12 protein-coding genes are annotated in these 14775 nt (G+C 64.4%); 8 read left to right on the top strand and 4 right to left on the bottom strand.

Annotated features, from left to right (window positions below):
* Nucleotides 1-55 precede the first annotated feature (55 nt).
* Genes carB through carA form a run of 3 tightly spaced genes read right to left on the bottom strand, consistent with a single transcriptional unit; the run spans nucleotide 56 to nucleotide 5018 of the window.
* Nucleotides 56-3391, bottom strand: coding sequence for a carbamoyl-phosphate synthase large subunit (gene carB / locus ACZ1I2_RS17460; protein ID WP_465176386.1), 3336 nt, complete (start codon nucleotides 3389-3391; stop codon nucleotides 56-58).
* Nucleotides 3391-3753 (bottom strand): ribonuclease E inhibitor RraB, encoded by a 363-nt coding sequence (locus ACZ1I2_RS17465; protein WP_465172890.1) that lies wholly within the window; start codon nucleotides 3751-3753, stop codon nucleotides 3391-3393. The genes carB and ACZ1I2_RS17465 overlap by 1 nt, the downstream gene beginning before the upstream one ends.
* Entirely contained in the window at nucleotides 3750-5018 is a 1269-nt protein-coding gene (gene carA, locus ACZ1I2_RS17470) for a glutamine-hydrolyzing carbamoyl-phosphate synthase small subunit (RefSeq protein ID WP_465176385.1), read from the bottom strand. Before carA ends, ACZ1I2_RS17465 begins: the two co-directional genes overlap by 4 nt.
* 128 nt (nucleotides 5019-5146) lie before the next feature.
* Here carA and ACZ1I2_RS17475 point away from each other — a divergent pair, with 128 nt between their 5' ends.
* The 8 genes from ACZ1I2_RS17475 to ACZ1I2_RS17510 all read left to right on the top strand — a co-directional run bounded on the left by ACZ1I2_RS17475 (nucleotide 5147) and on the right by ACZ1I2_RS17510 (nucleotide 13786).
* The gene (locus ACZ1I2_RS17475) at nucleotides 5147-5599 is read left to right on the top strand and encodes a GatB/YqeY domain-containing protein (protein WP_465176384.1); all 453 of its coding nucleotides are present in this window, start codon (nucleotides 5147-5149) and stop codon (nucleotides 5597-5599) included.
* 117 nt (nucleotides 5600-5716) lie between these two features.
* Nucleotides 5717-6121: a GIY-YIG nuclease family protein gene (locus ACZ1I2_RS17480; RefSeq protein ID WP_465176383.1), complete on the top strand. Its 405-nt coding sequence runs from the start codon at nucleotides 5717-5719 to the stop codon at nucleotides 6119-6121.
* Nucleotides 6118-7992 (top strand): DNA primase, encoded by a 1875-nt coding sequence (dnaG, locus tag ACZ1I2_RS17485; RefSeq protein WP_465172886.1) that lies wholly within the window; start codon nucleotides 6118-6120, stop codon nucleotides 7990-7992. Before ACZ1I2_RS17480 ends, dnaG begins: the two co-directional genes overlap by 4 nt.
* Nucleotides 7992-10022 carry an RNA polymerase sigma factor RpoD gene (rpoD, locus tag ACZ1I2_RS17490; RefSeq protein ID WP_465176382.1) on the top strand — a complete coding sequence of 677 codons (2031 nt, stop codon included), beginning with the start codon at nucleotides 7992-7994 and terminating at the stop codon, nucleotides 10020-10022. Before dnaG ends, rpoD begins: the two co-directional genes overlap by 1 nt.
* 257 nt (nucleotides 10023-10279) lie before the next feature.
* On the top strand, nucleotides 10280-10945 hold the full coding sequence (locus ACZ1I2_RS17495; protein WP_465176381.1) for a DUF6975 family protein: 666 nt from the start codon (nucleotides 10280-10282) through the stop codon (nucleotides 10943-10945).
* Between the two features lie 72 nt (nucleotides 10946-11017).
* The gene (locus tag ACZ1I2_RS17500) at nucleotides 11018-11872 is read left to right on the top strand and encodes an AAA family ATPase (RefSeq protein WP_465172883.1); all 855 of its coding nucleotides are present in this window, start codon (nucleotides 11018-11020) and stop codon (nucleotides 11870-11872) included.
* A gap of 171 nt (nucleotides 11873-12043) precedes the next feature.
* Nucleotides 12044-12559, top strand: a complete 516-nt coding sequence (locus ACZ1I2_RS17505) for a CHAP domain-containing protein (RefSeq protein ID WP_465176380.1) — start codon at nucleotides 12044-12046, stop codon at nucleotides 12557-12559.
* 48 nt (nucleotides 12560-12607) lie between these two features.
* Nucleotides 12608-13786, top strand: a complete 1179-nt coding sequence (locus tag ACZ1I2_RS17510) for a vWA domain-containing protein (RefSeq protein WP_465176379.1) — start codon at nucleotides 12608-12610, stop codon at nucleotides 13784-13786.
* 119 nt (nucleotides 13787-13905) lie between these two features.
* Here the strand turns inward: ACZ1I2_RS17510 and ACZ1I2_RS17515 are convergent, their stop codons facing one another.
* Nucleotides 13906-14769 (bottom strand): hypothetical protein, encoded by an 864-nt coding sequence (locus tag ACZ1I2_RS17515; protein WP_465176378.1) that lies wholly within the window; start codon nucleotides 14767-14769, stop codon nucleotides 13906-13908.
* Nucleotides 14770-14775 lie beyond the last annotated feature (6 nt).

Consider the following 14775-nt stretch of genomic DNA (forward strand, 5'->3'; position numbering starts at 1 on the left):
CTTCTTCAAGCCGGCCCTTCACGGACCCGCCCGCACGTCACTCTCATGTGGGAAATTATTTGTGCGAGTGCGAATAATAGGATTGCAGGGGCCGTACTTCAAGGCTGCGTGTCGCAAGCGCCACGATCGCCTGTGCCGCAGCCACGCTGGCGGGGGCCGTGGTGAAGTACGGGATCTTCTGATTCAGCGCCGACGCGCGGATCGGCTGCGAGTCCTTCAGCGACTGCCAGCCTTCCGTCGTGTTGAAGATCAGGCCGATCTGACCGTCCTTGATCCGGTCCACGATATGCGGCCTGCCCTGCGCCACCTTGTTCACGCGCTCGACCGGCACGCCGTGCGCGAGCAGATAATCCGCCGTGCCGCCGGTGGCGACGATGGCGAAGCCATTCTCGGCGAGCAGCTTCACGCCCGGCAGGACCACCGGCTTGTCGCTGTCCTTCACGCTGACGAACAGGGTGCCGCTTTTGGGCAGCACATTGCTCGCGCCGAGTTGCGACTTGGCAAAGGCCATGACGAAATCGCTATCGATCCCCATCACTTCGCCGGTGGACTTCATTTCCGGTGAGAGCACCGGATCGACCCCCGGGAAGCGATTGAACGGGAACACCGCTTCCTTCACCGCGACATAGTCGATCGCCCGGTCGATCGCCGGCAGCGCCGCGAGCTTCTCGCCCGCCATCACCCGCGCCGCGATCTTGGCGATCGGCGCGCCGATCGCCTTGGCGACGAACGGCACCGTCCGGCTGGCGCGCGGGTTGACCTCGATGAGATAGACAAGGCCGTCCTTCACCGCGAACTGGATATTCATCAGGCCGACGACCGACAGCGCCTTGGCCAGCGCCTTGGTCTGGCGCTCGATCTCGGCGATGATCTCGTCCGACAGGCTGTAGGGCGGGATCGAGCAGGCGCTGTCGCCGGAATGGACTCCCGCTTCCTCGATATGCTGCAGCACGCCCGCGACCGTCACGTCGGTCCCGTCGGAGATCGCGTCGACATCCACCTCGATCGCGTCGCGCAGATACTGGTCGATCAGCACCGGCGAGTCGCCCGACACCTGCACGGCGGTCTGGATATAATCGTCGAGCTGCGCCGGGCCGTCGACAATCTCCATCGCCCGGCCGCCCAGCACATAGCTCGGCCGCATCAGCACCGGATAGCCGATCCGCTCGGCGACCTTGATCGCTTCGTCGCGGCTGCGCGCGATGCCGTTGGCCGGCTGGCGCAGGCCGAGCCGGGTGATCAGCGCGGCGAACCGCTCGCGGTCCTCGGCCAGGTCGATCGCGTCCGGGCTGGTGCCCAGGATCGGAATCCCCGCCTGTTCCAGCGCATTGGCCAGATTCAGTGGGGTCTGACCGCCGAACTGCACGATCACGCCGACCAGCGTGCCGTTCTGCTGCTCGACATGCAGGATCTCGAGCACGTCCTCGGCGGTCAGCGGCTCGAAATAGAGCCGGTCCGACGTGTCGTAATCGGTCGACACCGTCTCCGGGTTGCAGTTGACCATGATCGTCTCATAGCCGGCCTCGGCCAGCGCGAAGCAGGCATGGCAGCAGCAATAATCGAACTCGATGCCCTGCCCGATCCGGTTCGGCCCGCCGCCCAGGATGACGATCTTCCGCCGATCCGACGGCATCGACTCATTCTCGGGCTCGCCGAAGCTCGGCGCCTCATAGGTCGAGTACATGTACGGCGTCTTCGCCTCGAACTCGGCCGCGCAGGTGTCGATCCGCTTGAACACCGGCCGCACGCCGAGCTTGTGGCGGAGCTTGCGCACCTCGTCTTCGGTGATGCCGCCGGTCATCGCCACCACCGCCTCATGGATCAGGCCCGATCCGCGCGCGATGCCGCGGTCCATGCCGCCATGGAGATTGGCCGATTTGAGCGCGAGCCAGGCAAGCCGCTTGTCGCTGAAGCCCATCGACTTGAGCTGGCGCATGCCCGCCGCATCGCGCGGCAGGCCGCCGCGGCACACCTCTTCCTCGGCCGCGATGATCTCGGCGATCCGCTCCAGGAACCAGGGATCGTATTTCGCGATCGCATGCACCTCGGCGACGGTGAAGCCCTCGCGCAGCGCCTGCGCCGCGACCAGCAGCCGGTCGGGCGTGGCGCGCGCCAGTGCCGCCTCGATCTCGTCGCGCGGCGCGCCGACCAGCGCATCGACCTGGTTGAAGCCGCTCAGCCCCGTCTCCAGGCCGCGCAGGGCCTTCTGCATCGATTCATGGATGTTGCGGCCGATCGCCATCACTTCGCCGACCGACTTCATCGCGGTCGACAGGATCGGCTCCGCGCCCTTGAACTTCTCGAAGGCGAAGCGCGGGATCTTGGTGACGACATAGTCGATCGTCGGCTCGAACGAGGCCGGGGTCGCGCCGGTGATGTCGTTGATGATCTCGTCGAGCGTGTAACCGACCGCCAGCTTGGCCGCGACCTTGGCGATCGGGAAGCCGGTCGCCTTGGACGCCAGCGCCGACGAGCGCGACACGCGCGGGTTCATCTCGATCACGACGAGGCGCCCGTCCTTCGGATTCACCGCGAACTGGACGTTGGAACCACCTGTTTCCACACCGATTTCACGCAGCACCGCGATGCTCGCGTTGCGCATGATCTGATATTCCTTGTCGGTCAGCGTCAGCGCCGGCGCGACGGTGATGGAATCGCCGGTATGGACGCCCATCGGATCGACATTCTCAATGGAGCAGATGATGATGCAATTGTCGTTGCGGTCGCGCACGACCTCCATCTCATATTCTTTCCAGCCGAGCAGCGATTCCTCGATCAGCACTTCGGTGGTGGGCGACGCATCGAGCCCCTTGCGCACGATCTCCTCGAACTCGGTCCGGTTATAGGCAATGCCCCCGCCCGATCCGCCCATGGTGAAGCTGGGGCGGATGATCGCCGGCAGCCCGGTCGTCTCGAGCCCGGCAACCGCTTCTTCCAGCGTATGCGCTATGGCGGAGCGGGCGGATTCCAGCCCGATCTTGTCCATCGCGTCGCGGAACTTCAGCCGGTCCTCGGCCTTGTCGATCGCCTCGGCATCGGCGCCGATCATCTGGACGCCGTATTTCTCCAAGGTGCCGTCGTTGAACAGCGCCAGCGCGGTGTTGAGCGCGGTTTGCCCGCCCATCGTCGGCAGGACGGCGTCGGGCCGTTCCTTCTCGATGATCTTGGCGACGATCTCGGGCGTGATCGGCTCGACATAGGTCGCGTCGGCCAGTTCGGGATCGGTCATGATCGTCGCCGGGTTCGAATTGACCAGGACGATGCGATAGCCTTCCTCGCGCAGCGCCTTGATCGCCTGCGTGCCGGAATAATCGAACTCGCACGCCTGGCCGATGACGATCGGGCCGGCGCCGATGACGAGGATCGAGGAGATGTCAGTGCGTTTTGGCATTAGTGGCTCGATCCCGTTTCGGCCATGCAGCCCCAACCTTCATATTCCACGTCGTACAATATCTCGATCTGCAGGCATTGCAGCGTCAGCGCCTTGATCGACGCCGCGTCCGCCTTCTGGTGTCTCGCGAGGAACAGCGATTCGCCGCCATCCTCATTCTCTTCGCGCTCGATCATCGAGAAGCCGAACTTGCCGGCCTCCTCGGAGAGCTGGTCCAGCGCATCCTCGTCGCCGGTGAAGCTGACATCGACCAGTCGCTCGAGCTCGGGCCGGTCGCCGCTCTCGGCCAGCCGCGCGAGCACGTCCTGGTCGCCGAGCCATTCCTGCTCGAACCTGGTCTGGTCTACCTCGGGCAGGCTCATGCCGCCTTCTCCAGCGATCCGACGAACTTTTCGAACAGATACAGGCTGTCCTGCGGCCCCGGGCTCGCCTCGGGGTGATATTGCACGCTGAAGGCCGGCCGGTCGGTCAGCTCGAACCCGGCGTTCGACCCGTCGAACAGCGACACATGAGTCTCGCGCGCGGTGGCGGGCAGCGTTTCGCTGACGACGGCGAAGCCATGGTTCATGCTGGTGATCTCGACGGCGCCATCGCTCAGCCGCTTGACCGGATGGTTCGCGCCGCGATGGCCCTGGAACATCTTGGTGGTCTCGGCCCCCACCGCAAGGCCGAGCAGCTGGTGGCCGAGGCAGATGCCGAACAGCGGGATACGCGTCTCGAGCAGCTGCCGGATCACCGGGACGGCATAGTCGCCGGTCGCGGCGGGATCGCCCGGGCCATTCGACAGGAAGATGCCGTCGGGCTTCAGCACCATGACCTGCTCAAAGGTCGCGGTCGCCGGCAGCACGCTGACCTTGGCGCCGGCCTTGACCAGATTGCGGTAGATGTTGCGCTTTGCGCCGTAATCGATCGCGACGACATGCGGCTTCTCCCCTCCCGCCCCGCGGGAGGGGTCGGGGGAGGGCATGTCCGCAGGAGAGTCAGTAGTCTTACCATTAGACGACAGGCCCTCCCCTAACCCCTCCCGCAAGCGGGAGGGGGAATCTTCATAACCGAAGCCGAGCCGCCAGATGCCGCCCTCCCAGCCATAATGCGTCTCGGTGGTGACCGAGATGGCGAGGTCCATGCCCTCCAGCCCCGGCCAAGCCTTCGCCATCTCCAGCAATAGAGGGATGTCGAACTTGCCGTCCGCCCGGTGCGAGATGACGCCGTTGGGCGCGCCGCCGGTGCGGATGCGACGGGTCAGCGCGCGCGTATCGATGCCGGAAAGGCCGATTCGGTCATGCCGCTTCATCCAGTCGTCGAGCCGCTCGACCGAGCGGAAATTGGACGGCGCGGTCACGTCCTCGCGCACGATGATACCCAGCGCATGCGGGTCGTTCGCCTCGATATCCTCGGGGTTCGCGCCGACATTGCCGATATGCGGGAAGGTGAAGGTGATGATCTGCCCGGCAAAGGACGGATCGGTCATCACTTCCTGATAGCCGGTCATCGCGGTGTGGAAACACACCTCGCCCACCGCCTCGCCTTCAGCGCCGAATCCGCGCCCCCACGCAATGTCCCCATTGGCGAGGACGAGGACTCCCGTCGCTCCTTCGGGCGCAGTTACGGGTTTGGCGTCGGCCATCGTGGCGGGCACTCCTTCGGGTTTCGATGTCGCTAAGCGGCGGTCGCTAAGCCTCGCGGGGCGGAGCGTCAATCTGTTAAAGATGGGGCCGCCGCGCTATCTGTACGGATTACCGAAAAGGACCGACAATGATTCGCGACGACATCAAGGCCGCGCTCGTCACCGCCATGAAGGGCGGAGACAAGCAAGGCACCGCCGCCCTCCGCCTGATCCAGTCAGCGATCAAGAACCGCGATATCGAAGCACGCACCGGCAAGGCGCCCGAGGACGACGACACTTTGGTGGTCGAAGTGCTGCAGAAGATGGTCAAGCAGCGCCGCGAATCGATCGAGATGTTCGTGAAGGGCAACCGCCAGGAACTCGCGGACGCCGAATCCGCCGAGGTCGCGGTGATCGAACGCTTCCTGCCGCAGCAGATGAGCGAGGCGGAAACCTCGGCGGCGATCGAAGCGATCAAGGTCGAGCTGGGCGCGAGCGGCATGAAGGACATGGGCCGCGTGATGGCGGAACTGAAGGCGCGGCATGCGCAGAGCCTGGATATGAGCAAGGCGAGCGGGCTGGTGAAGGCGGCGCTGGCGTAAGAGTCGGCACCACCCCCTCCGTTCGTTTCGAGCGAAGTCGAGAAACCGGGCTGGCAACGCCCTCAATCTGTCTCGACGACGCTCGACACGAACGGGGAGCGTGAGGCACAATGGCCCATGGCTTTCTGGGCATATATTTTGCGGTGCGCGGACGGCAAATTCTACACCGGCCACACCGACGATCTCGACCGTCGCATCGGCGAGCACCAGACCGGCGGATATTGCGATTACACCTCGCGGCGCCTTCCGATCGAGCTGGTCTGGTCCGAGAGTTTCGGGTCGCGGATCGAGGCACTGGAGGCCGAGCGAATCGTAAGCGGCTGGTCCAGAGGCAAGAAAGAAGCGCTGATCGCCGGCGACTGGTCGATGGTCTCGCATCTCGCGAAGCCACCCAAGGAAAGAAACATACGTCCCGTGCCACAAGGTTTCTCGACTTCGCTCGAAACGAACGGTGGGGTGGGTGAATCTGCAAAAAACAAGCGGGGGAACAAAGGCGCGCGCCCGGAGGAGGCGCCCCAATGAGCCTCTCCCCCCAATTCCTCGACGAACTCCGCAGCCGCACCCTCCTCTCGGCGCTGATCGGCCGCACCACCAAGCTGCAAAAGGCCGGCCGGGAATTCCGCGCCTGTTGCCCGTTCCACAACGAGAAGAGCCCAAGCTTCTACGTCAACGACGACAAGGCCTTTTACCATTGCTTCGGCTGCGGCGCGCATGGCGACGCGATCCGCTGGATGACCGACCAGCGCGGCCTGCCCTTCATGGATGCAGTGAAGGAACTGGCCCAGGCGGCGGGCATGGAGCTGCCGGCGATGGACCCGCGCTCGGCCGAAAAGGCGGAGCAAGCCAAGGGCCTGCATGACGCGATGAAAGCCGCGGCAGACTGGTTCGAAGGCCAGCTCGGCGGTCTCGATGGCGGCGAGGCGGTGGCGCTGCTCAAGCGCCGGGGGATTACGGACCAGGCGCGGCGGGATTTCGGTCTCGGCTTTGCCCCCGATTCGCGCGGCAAGCTGCGCACCGCGCTGCGCGATTTCGGCGATCCGATGCTGGTCGAGACCGGGCTGCTGATCTCGGTGGAAGGCAAGGACCCGTACGACCGCTTCCGCGGCCGGCTGATGATCCCGATCCGCGATCCGCGCGGGCGCACCATCGCCTTTGGCGGGCGCATCATCGGCGATGGCGAGCCCAAATATCTGAACTCGCCCGAGACGCCGCTCTTCGACAAGGGCCGCACGCTCTACAATCTCGACCGCGCCGCGCCCGCATCGCGCAAGTCCGGCCGGGTGCTGGTGGTCGAGGGCTATATGGACGTCATCGCCCTAGCCCAGGCTGGTTTTGGCGAGGCGGTCGCCCCGCTCGGCACCGCGCTGACCGAGGCGCAGCTCGAACGCCTCTGGCGCCTCTCCGACATCCCGATCCTCTGCTTCGACGGCGATTCGGCCGGACAGAAAGCCGCGATGCGTGCCGCCCACCGTGCGCTACCGATGCTTGCCCCCGGCCGCAGCCTCGCCTTCGTCACCCTGCCCGAGGGCATTGACCCCGACGATCTGGTCCGCATGAAGGGCCCTGCCGCGTTCGAGGAACTGCTCCGCGCGCCCGAACCCCTGGTCGACCGGCTCTGGGCGCATGAGCTCGCCGCCGAGCCGCTGAACACGCCCGAACAAAAGGCCGGGCTGAAGATGCGCCTCAACGAGATCGCCCAGTCGATCGCCGACAAGAATGTCAGCATCGAATATCAGGCCGAATTCCGCCGGCGCTTCGACCATCTGTACGCTCGGGTCCGCGAGCCCTTCCGCGCCTTCCAGCCGGGGCCGAAGCGCAAGCCCGGCCAGAAGTGGAAAGCGCCCGATCCACCCGTGGGCGACGTCGCCAAGGGCGTGCGTGCCACCGGAATCGACCGGATCCTCGCCAAGGCCGTGCTCGCCGGCCTGATCCGCCACCCGGCCGAAATCGCCCGTCACATGGAGGTTCTCGGCTCGCTGAAACTTGCCGACGGCGCGCTGGGAAGGCTGTTCGAGGCGGTCGTCGATCTCGCCGTTGAAGATCAGGCGCTTGATAGCGACGGCTTGCTCACCATATTGGCGAAATCAGGATTCGATAACATCGCCAGCAATCTGCTACGGGCCGACCAATTATCGTGGTCGTTCACGCTGAAAGGCGCCGAACCCGTGCGAGCGAGGGAGGATCTGGACGAAGCCATCGCCATTCTGGTGGCACGGCCGGAAGTGGATGCGGCACTGGCGGAAGCAACGGCGGCGCTCATGGCGCGTTATTCGGACGAAGCCTTTGAACGGCAGGTTTCGCTGGTGAAGGAACAACAGGCGCTCGACGCACGACTTGCAAATCTGGTGCAAGCGAACGAAGACGCCAGAGCTTTAGGTACCGAGGGCAATTAATGGCGAAGACGGAAATGGCGGACGTCGCTGACACGACCGAAAACAGCGATGCGCCGCTGATCGACTTGAACGATGCGTCGATCAAGAAGCTGGTCGCCCGCGCGAAAAAGCGTGGCTACATCACCTATGAGCAGCTCAACGAAGCGCTGCCGCAGGACCAGATGTCGTCCGATCAGCTCGAGGACGTGATGTCCGCGCTGAACGAGATGGGCATCAACATCGTCGAGAACGACGAAGCCGGCGAGGACGGCGAAGAGGCCGATCAGCCCGAGGACGAGGTCGAATCGGTCGATTCGTCCGAGGAAAGCGCGCCCGCGCTCGACGTGAAGAAAAAAGAGGTCATCGATCGCACCGACGATCCGGTGCGCATGTACCTGCGCGAGATGGGCGCGGTCGAGCTGCTCAGCCGCGAGGGCGAGATTGCCATCGCCAAGCGCATCGAGGCCGGGCGCGACACGATGATCCTCGGTCTCTGCGAGAGCCCGATCACCTTCAATGCGATCATCGACTGGTCGACCGCGCTGAACGAAGGCACGATGCAGCTGCGCGAGATCCTCGATCTCGACGCGATGCTCTCCAAGGATCCGGCTCCCGAGTCGCTGACCGACGACGACGCCGAGGGTTCGGGCGAAATCTCGGAAAAGACCGCCGGCCCGTCGTTCAAGGAAGAGGAAGAGCCCGAGGAGGCCGCCGCCGACGAGGACGAGGATTCGATGACCGAGCGGCGCACGCCGCGGCCGTCGGATGACGAGGAGGAGGACAACACCCTCAGCCTCGCCCAGATGGAAGAGCAGCTCAAGCCCCAGGCGCTCGAGCGGTTCGCCAACATCACGGCGATCTACAAGAAATTCTCGAAGATGCAGCAGCAGCGGCTCGAGGCGATGGCCGCGGGCGGCGAGCTGTCGGCCGCCGAGGAGCGCAAGTACCAGAAGCTGCGCGAAGACCTGACCGCCGAGGTCGAGAGCGTCCAGTTCCACAACGCGAAGATCGAATATCTCGTCGATCAGCTTTATGCCTTCAACCGGCGCCTGACCGCGCTGGGCGGCCAGATGCTGCGCCTTGCCGAGCGCCACAAGGTGCCGCGCAAGGACTTCCTCGATCGCTATATCGGCCATGAGCTGGACGAGCAGTTCCTGCCCAGCGTGTCGAAGCTCGACAAGAAATGGACGGCGTTCGTCGCGAACGAGAGCGATGCGGTCGACCGGATTCGCATCGAGATTTCGGAGATCAGCCAGGCGACCGGCATGTCGCTCGGCGAGTTCCGCCGCATCGTCAACATGGTCCAGAAGGGCGAGCGCGAAGCGCGTATCGCCAAGAAGGAAATGGTCGAGGCGAACCTGCGGCTCGTCATCTCGATCGCGAAGAAATACACCAATCGCGGCCTGCAGTTCCTGGATCTCATCCAGGAGGGCAATATCGGCCTGATGAAGGCGGTCGATAAATTCGAATATCGCCGCGGCTACAAGTTTAGCACCTATGCCACCTGGTGGATCCGCCAGGCGATCACTCGCTCGATCGCCGACCAGGCGCGCACCATCCGTATCCCGGTGCACATGATCGAGACGATCAACAAGCTGGTGCGGACCAGCCGCCAGTTCCTGCACGAGCAGGGCCGCGAGCCCACGCCCGAGGAAATGGCCGAGCGGCTGTCGATGCCGCTCGAAAAAGTCCGCAAGGTGATGAAGATCGCCAAGGAGCCGATCAGCCTCGAAACGCCGATCGGCGACGAGGAGGATTCGCATCTCGGCGATTTCATCGAGGACAAGAACGCGGTCATCCCGGTCGACGCCGCGATTCAGGCCAATCTCAAGGAAACGGTCACCCGCGTCCTTGCCTCGCTCACCCCGCGCGAGGAGCGCGTGCTACGCATGCGCTTCGGCATCGGCATGAACACCGATCACACGCTGGAAGAGGTCGGCCAGCAATTCTCGGTGACGCGCGAGCGTATTCGGCAAATCGAAGCGAAGGCATTGCGCAAGCTCAAGCATCCGTCACGATCGCGCAAGATGCGCAGCTTTCTCGATCAGTAAGAACCGCAATATCTATTTTGCGCAAAAAGCGCCCCGGATTTGTTTCCGGGGCGCTTTTTCGTACACTAAAGCCTGAGTGAATCCGGCTGACGAAGAAAATACGACTGATCCGGGGCGCAAGGCCGATAAAATGGGTGCGATTTGGAAACGCCTAACGGGGTTTTAACCAAGTCTTTACGCCCTTCGGTATACTCCGTGAGCCCATTGATGAACCGCACCGGGATTCGCCGGCGCGTTCACGAAAACCCCGGGGGGTCATGGCTTTCGATTCGGCACTTGGTCAGCGTATCGGCGGCAGCTGGGGCACCATCGCCACGCTGGCGTCCGTCGACGGAACCGCGACTCATGCAGTGCCGCGCTCGCTGTCGGACGCGCATGTCGCGGTAAGGGACCTGGCCGACGCGGTGCACGCCCTGTGCTGGCTGCATGGCCGCCACCCGGGCGTGGTCGATCGCGCCGCTGCCCATAATCACCAGCCCGCCGCGCAGGACTGGTTCGAGTCGGCCGCCGCGGCGTTCGTCGGCGAGCGTACCTATCTCGCGCGGCTCACCGCGGTGGCCGGCCCCCTGCCCTCGACTCCCGGCCAGGCCGAGTCCGAGGCCGCCGTCGCGGGTCAACGCCACGCGCTCGAGATGCTGGCCCAGTCCGACCGTACCGGCTGCGCGACCGGTGCCGCGATCGCCTTCGTGCTCGACTGGGCGGCGATACGAGTCATGCTCGATGCCGCCGCCCGCCGCTTCGGCATCGAGCCGCCCGCCGCCGACCTGCCCGACGAGATGGAGACGGCCTCCCTCGTCTCGGCGCTTGCCGAAACCCCAGCGATCGAACGCGCCATGGCGTTCGGCGCGCAGCAGATCCTCGCGCAGCATCGTGGCTTGTGGGATCTGCTCGAAGCCCGTGCGAGCGCGCGCAATCACCCGTAACGCCGGCTTGCGTCAGGCGTAGTATTCCCTCTATCCCCAAACCCGATATTCGAAACGGGATTGGACGGCTGGATGAAGCGCTTCGAGGGCACGCAAAGCTATGTGGCGACGGACGACCTGAAGGTCGCGGTCAACGCGGCCGTCACCCTGCGCCGCCCGCTGCTCGTCAAGGGCGAGCCCGGCACCGGCAAGACGGTGCTCGCCTATGAGATCGCCAAGGCCGTCGGCGCCCCGCTGATCGAATGGAACGTCAAATCGACCACCAAGGCGCAGCAGGGGCTGTACGAATATGATGCGGTCGCCCGGCTGCGCGACGGTCAGCTCGGCGACGAGCGAGTCCATGACATCTCCAACTATATCCGCCGCGGCAAATTGTGGGAGGCCTTCACCGCGCCCGAGGTGCCCGTCCTGCTGATCGACGAGATCGACAAGGCCGATATCGAATTCCCCAACGATCTTCTCCAGGAACTCGATCGCATGGAATTCCATGTCTACGAGACCAAGGAGACGGTCCGCGCGGTCGAGCGCCCGATCGTCGTCATCACCTCCAACAACGAGAAGGAACTGCCCGACGCCTTTCTGCGCCGCTGTTTCTTTCACTACATCAAATTCCCCGATCGCGAGACGATGCAGGCGATCGTCGACGTGCACTTCCCCGGCATCCAGAAGATCCTCGTCTCGAAGGCGATGGACATCTTCTACGACGTGCGCGACGTGCCGGGCCTGAAGAAAAAGCCCTCGACCAGCGAGCTGCTCGACTGGCTCAAGCTGCTCCTGCACGAAGACATGCCGCTCGAGGTCCTGCAGAATCGCGACCCGACCAAGGCGATCCCGCCGCTCCACGGCGCGCTGCTCAAGAACGAGCAGGATGTCATGCTGTTCGAACGGCTCGCCTTCATGGCGAAAAGGCAGGCGAACAAGAACTGATCGTCGCGCGCGAAGCGAACGTTGCGCGCAACTGGCGCGAAACAGGGTTTACGTGCTAGTAATCATCGCCGATCAGGCAGATGCGGAACCATCGGGACGACGGCGCTTATGCGTATCCTTTCCTCGAACGCCCTTTTGTCAGCGGCCGCCTGCGCCATGTCGTGCGCGGTAATGTCGCCTGCCGGCGCGGCATCCCTGCTCGATTATGTCGGCGAATGCGTGCCTTTCGCCCGCGCCGCCTCGGGCATCCAGATCTATGGCGACGCGTGGACCTGGTGGGACCAGGCCGACGGCAAATACAAGCGCGGCGACAAGCCCAGGATCGGATCGGTCATCGTCTTTGCCAGGACCGCGCGCCTGCCGCTCGGTCATGTCGCGGTGATCAGCCGGGTCGTCACACCGCGCGTGGTGATGGTCACGCATGCCAACTGGTCGCGCCAGAACGGCGAACGCGGCCACGCCGAGCAGGACGTGACCCTGACTGACATGTCGCGCGACAATGACTGGAGCGAAGTGCAGGTCTGGTACCGCGATCGCGACGGCCTCGGCACCACGACCTATCCCGTCTACGGGTTCATCTATGGCACGCCGGAGTCGAAGCAGGTCGCCAAAGCCCGCCCGGCATCCGAACTGACCGGCGACGATCCCGACTATGTCGGCGCGATGATCGATGTCTACGCGCGCTGAGCATAAAAGCATCGACTTGACCGGGATGCAGCGCCTACTCTCCCGACGATGTTCCTGAACTTCCTCGACGAGCTCCGCGCGGCCGGCATTCCGGCGAGCATGAAGGAGCATCTCATCCTGCTCGAGGCGCTCGACCGCGACGTGATCGAGCATACGCCCGAGGATTTCTATTATCTGTCGCGCGCGGTGTACGTGAAGGACGAGGGGCTGCTCGACCGGTTCGACCAGGTCTTCTCCAAGGTGTTCAAGGGCATCGCCACCAGCTTCGGCACGCAGCATGCAGACATCCCCGAGGAATGGCTCCGCGCCGTCGCCGAGAAATACCTGACGCCCGAGGAGATGGAGGCGATCAAGTCGCTCGGCTCCTGGGAAGAGATCATGGAGACCTTGCAGAAACGGCTCGAGGAGCAGCAGGGCCGGCATCAGGGCGGCAACAAATGGATCGGCACCGGCGGCACCAGCCCCTATGGCAATTCGGGTTATAACCCCGAGGGCGTGCGCATCGGCGGCGAGAGCAGGAACAAGCGCGCGCTGAAAGTCTGGGACCAGCGGGACTTCAAGAATCTCGACAACACCAGGGAGCTCGGCACTCGCAACATCAAGATCGCGCTGCGCCGGCTGCGCCGTTTCGCCCGCGAGGGCGCCGCCGACGAGCTCGACATCGACGCGACGATCGACGGCACCGCCCGCCAGGGCTGGCTCGACGTGGTGATGCGGCCCGAGCGGCACAATGCGGTCAAGCTGCTGCTGTTCCTCGACGTCGGCGGATCGATGGATCCCTGGGTGAAGCTGTGCGAGGAGCTGTTCTCGGCCGCGACCAGCGAGTTCAAGAATCTCGAATTCTTCTATTTCCACAATTGCCCGTACGAGGGGGTGTGGAAGGACAATCGCCGCCGCTTCACCGAGCGCACCCCGTTATGGGACGTGCTGCACAAATACGGTCATGACTATAAGCTGGTGCTGGTCGGCGACGCCTCGATGAGCCCCTATGAGATCACCCATCCCGGCGGCTCGGTCGAGCATTTCAATGAGGAATCGGGCGCGGTGTGGATGCACCGCCTGACCACCACCTATCCCGCGGCGATCTGGCTCAATCCGGTGCCTGAACAGCAATGGGGCTATTCGCAATCGGTCCGCATCATCCGCGAGCTGATGAACGACCGCATGTACCCGCTGAGCCTGGCCGGGCTCGACGACGCGATGCGGGAATTGACGCGGAAGCGGTGAGGGATCAGGCAATTCAACGACCGACCGCAGTCCTTGTCTCCGAAGCGCTGAATATCACGACCATCAGGATGGCGGCTATGGTTCGCCCAGCGTGATCCATCTCGAATCGCTGGTTGACCTCACTTTCGTGCCGCGGCTTCGACCGCCCTTGCGATCGCGCTGATCTGATAACCCACCCGCCGGTTACCAGGCATCGCATAAAGTGCCTTCAGATAGGCGACATCCACGTCGGTCACGGATTGCGGCGGGCTCGTTTCGGGATCGAACAGGGTGAGGATCGTGCCGACCTTCGCGCCGCCTTCCACCGGCCTGGTTTTCGCCAGCGCGCGCATCGCGACATAATCGGCAAGCTGGATCACCGTCTTGCCGGCCATGACCGGGGAGTCGATCACCACCGTCGAGGTGTCGATGATCCGCTTGCTCGATGGATTGAGGATCGATGCGGTCTTCACGTTGAGCGAGGAGGGGCCCATCGGGTTGCTGCTCGACGGCGCGGACAGGCGCTGGCCATCCTCGTTCACCGTGGCGGTCGCGCTCCATGCGCGTACCGGGCCGCCGCCGTCGATGAGCCGACGGATTTGCGTGGTCTCCAGCCCAGCGAGCAATTCGGGGTTGGTCGCCCGCATGCCCTTCACCAGCGCCCCGCCATCGGGCGTCGCGACCAGCGCGACATTGCCCGCACAGTCCTCCGGCGCCACCTCGGCACCCACTGCCTTTGCGACCTTGCGGATGCGCGCGACGATCTGGCGCGATATCTCGGGCGTGAATCCGATCACCATCGGGCACACGGGTGCCTCGAACCGGGCCACCTGGCCGTCGCTCTTGCCGGCGGTGATGCTGCTGACGAAACGGGTCGCCTCGTCGCGATCCAGCGGCTTGCGCGCGGTCACGACGACATCGTCCTGCGACGAATCCTGGGCGGCGGCATGTCCTGCCCCCATCAGGCCGATCGCCATGGCGACACTCAATCCGATCTTACGCATCCCACG

This window comes from Sphingomonas sp. BL-S-29, assembly GCF_055521495.1.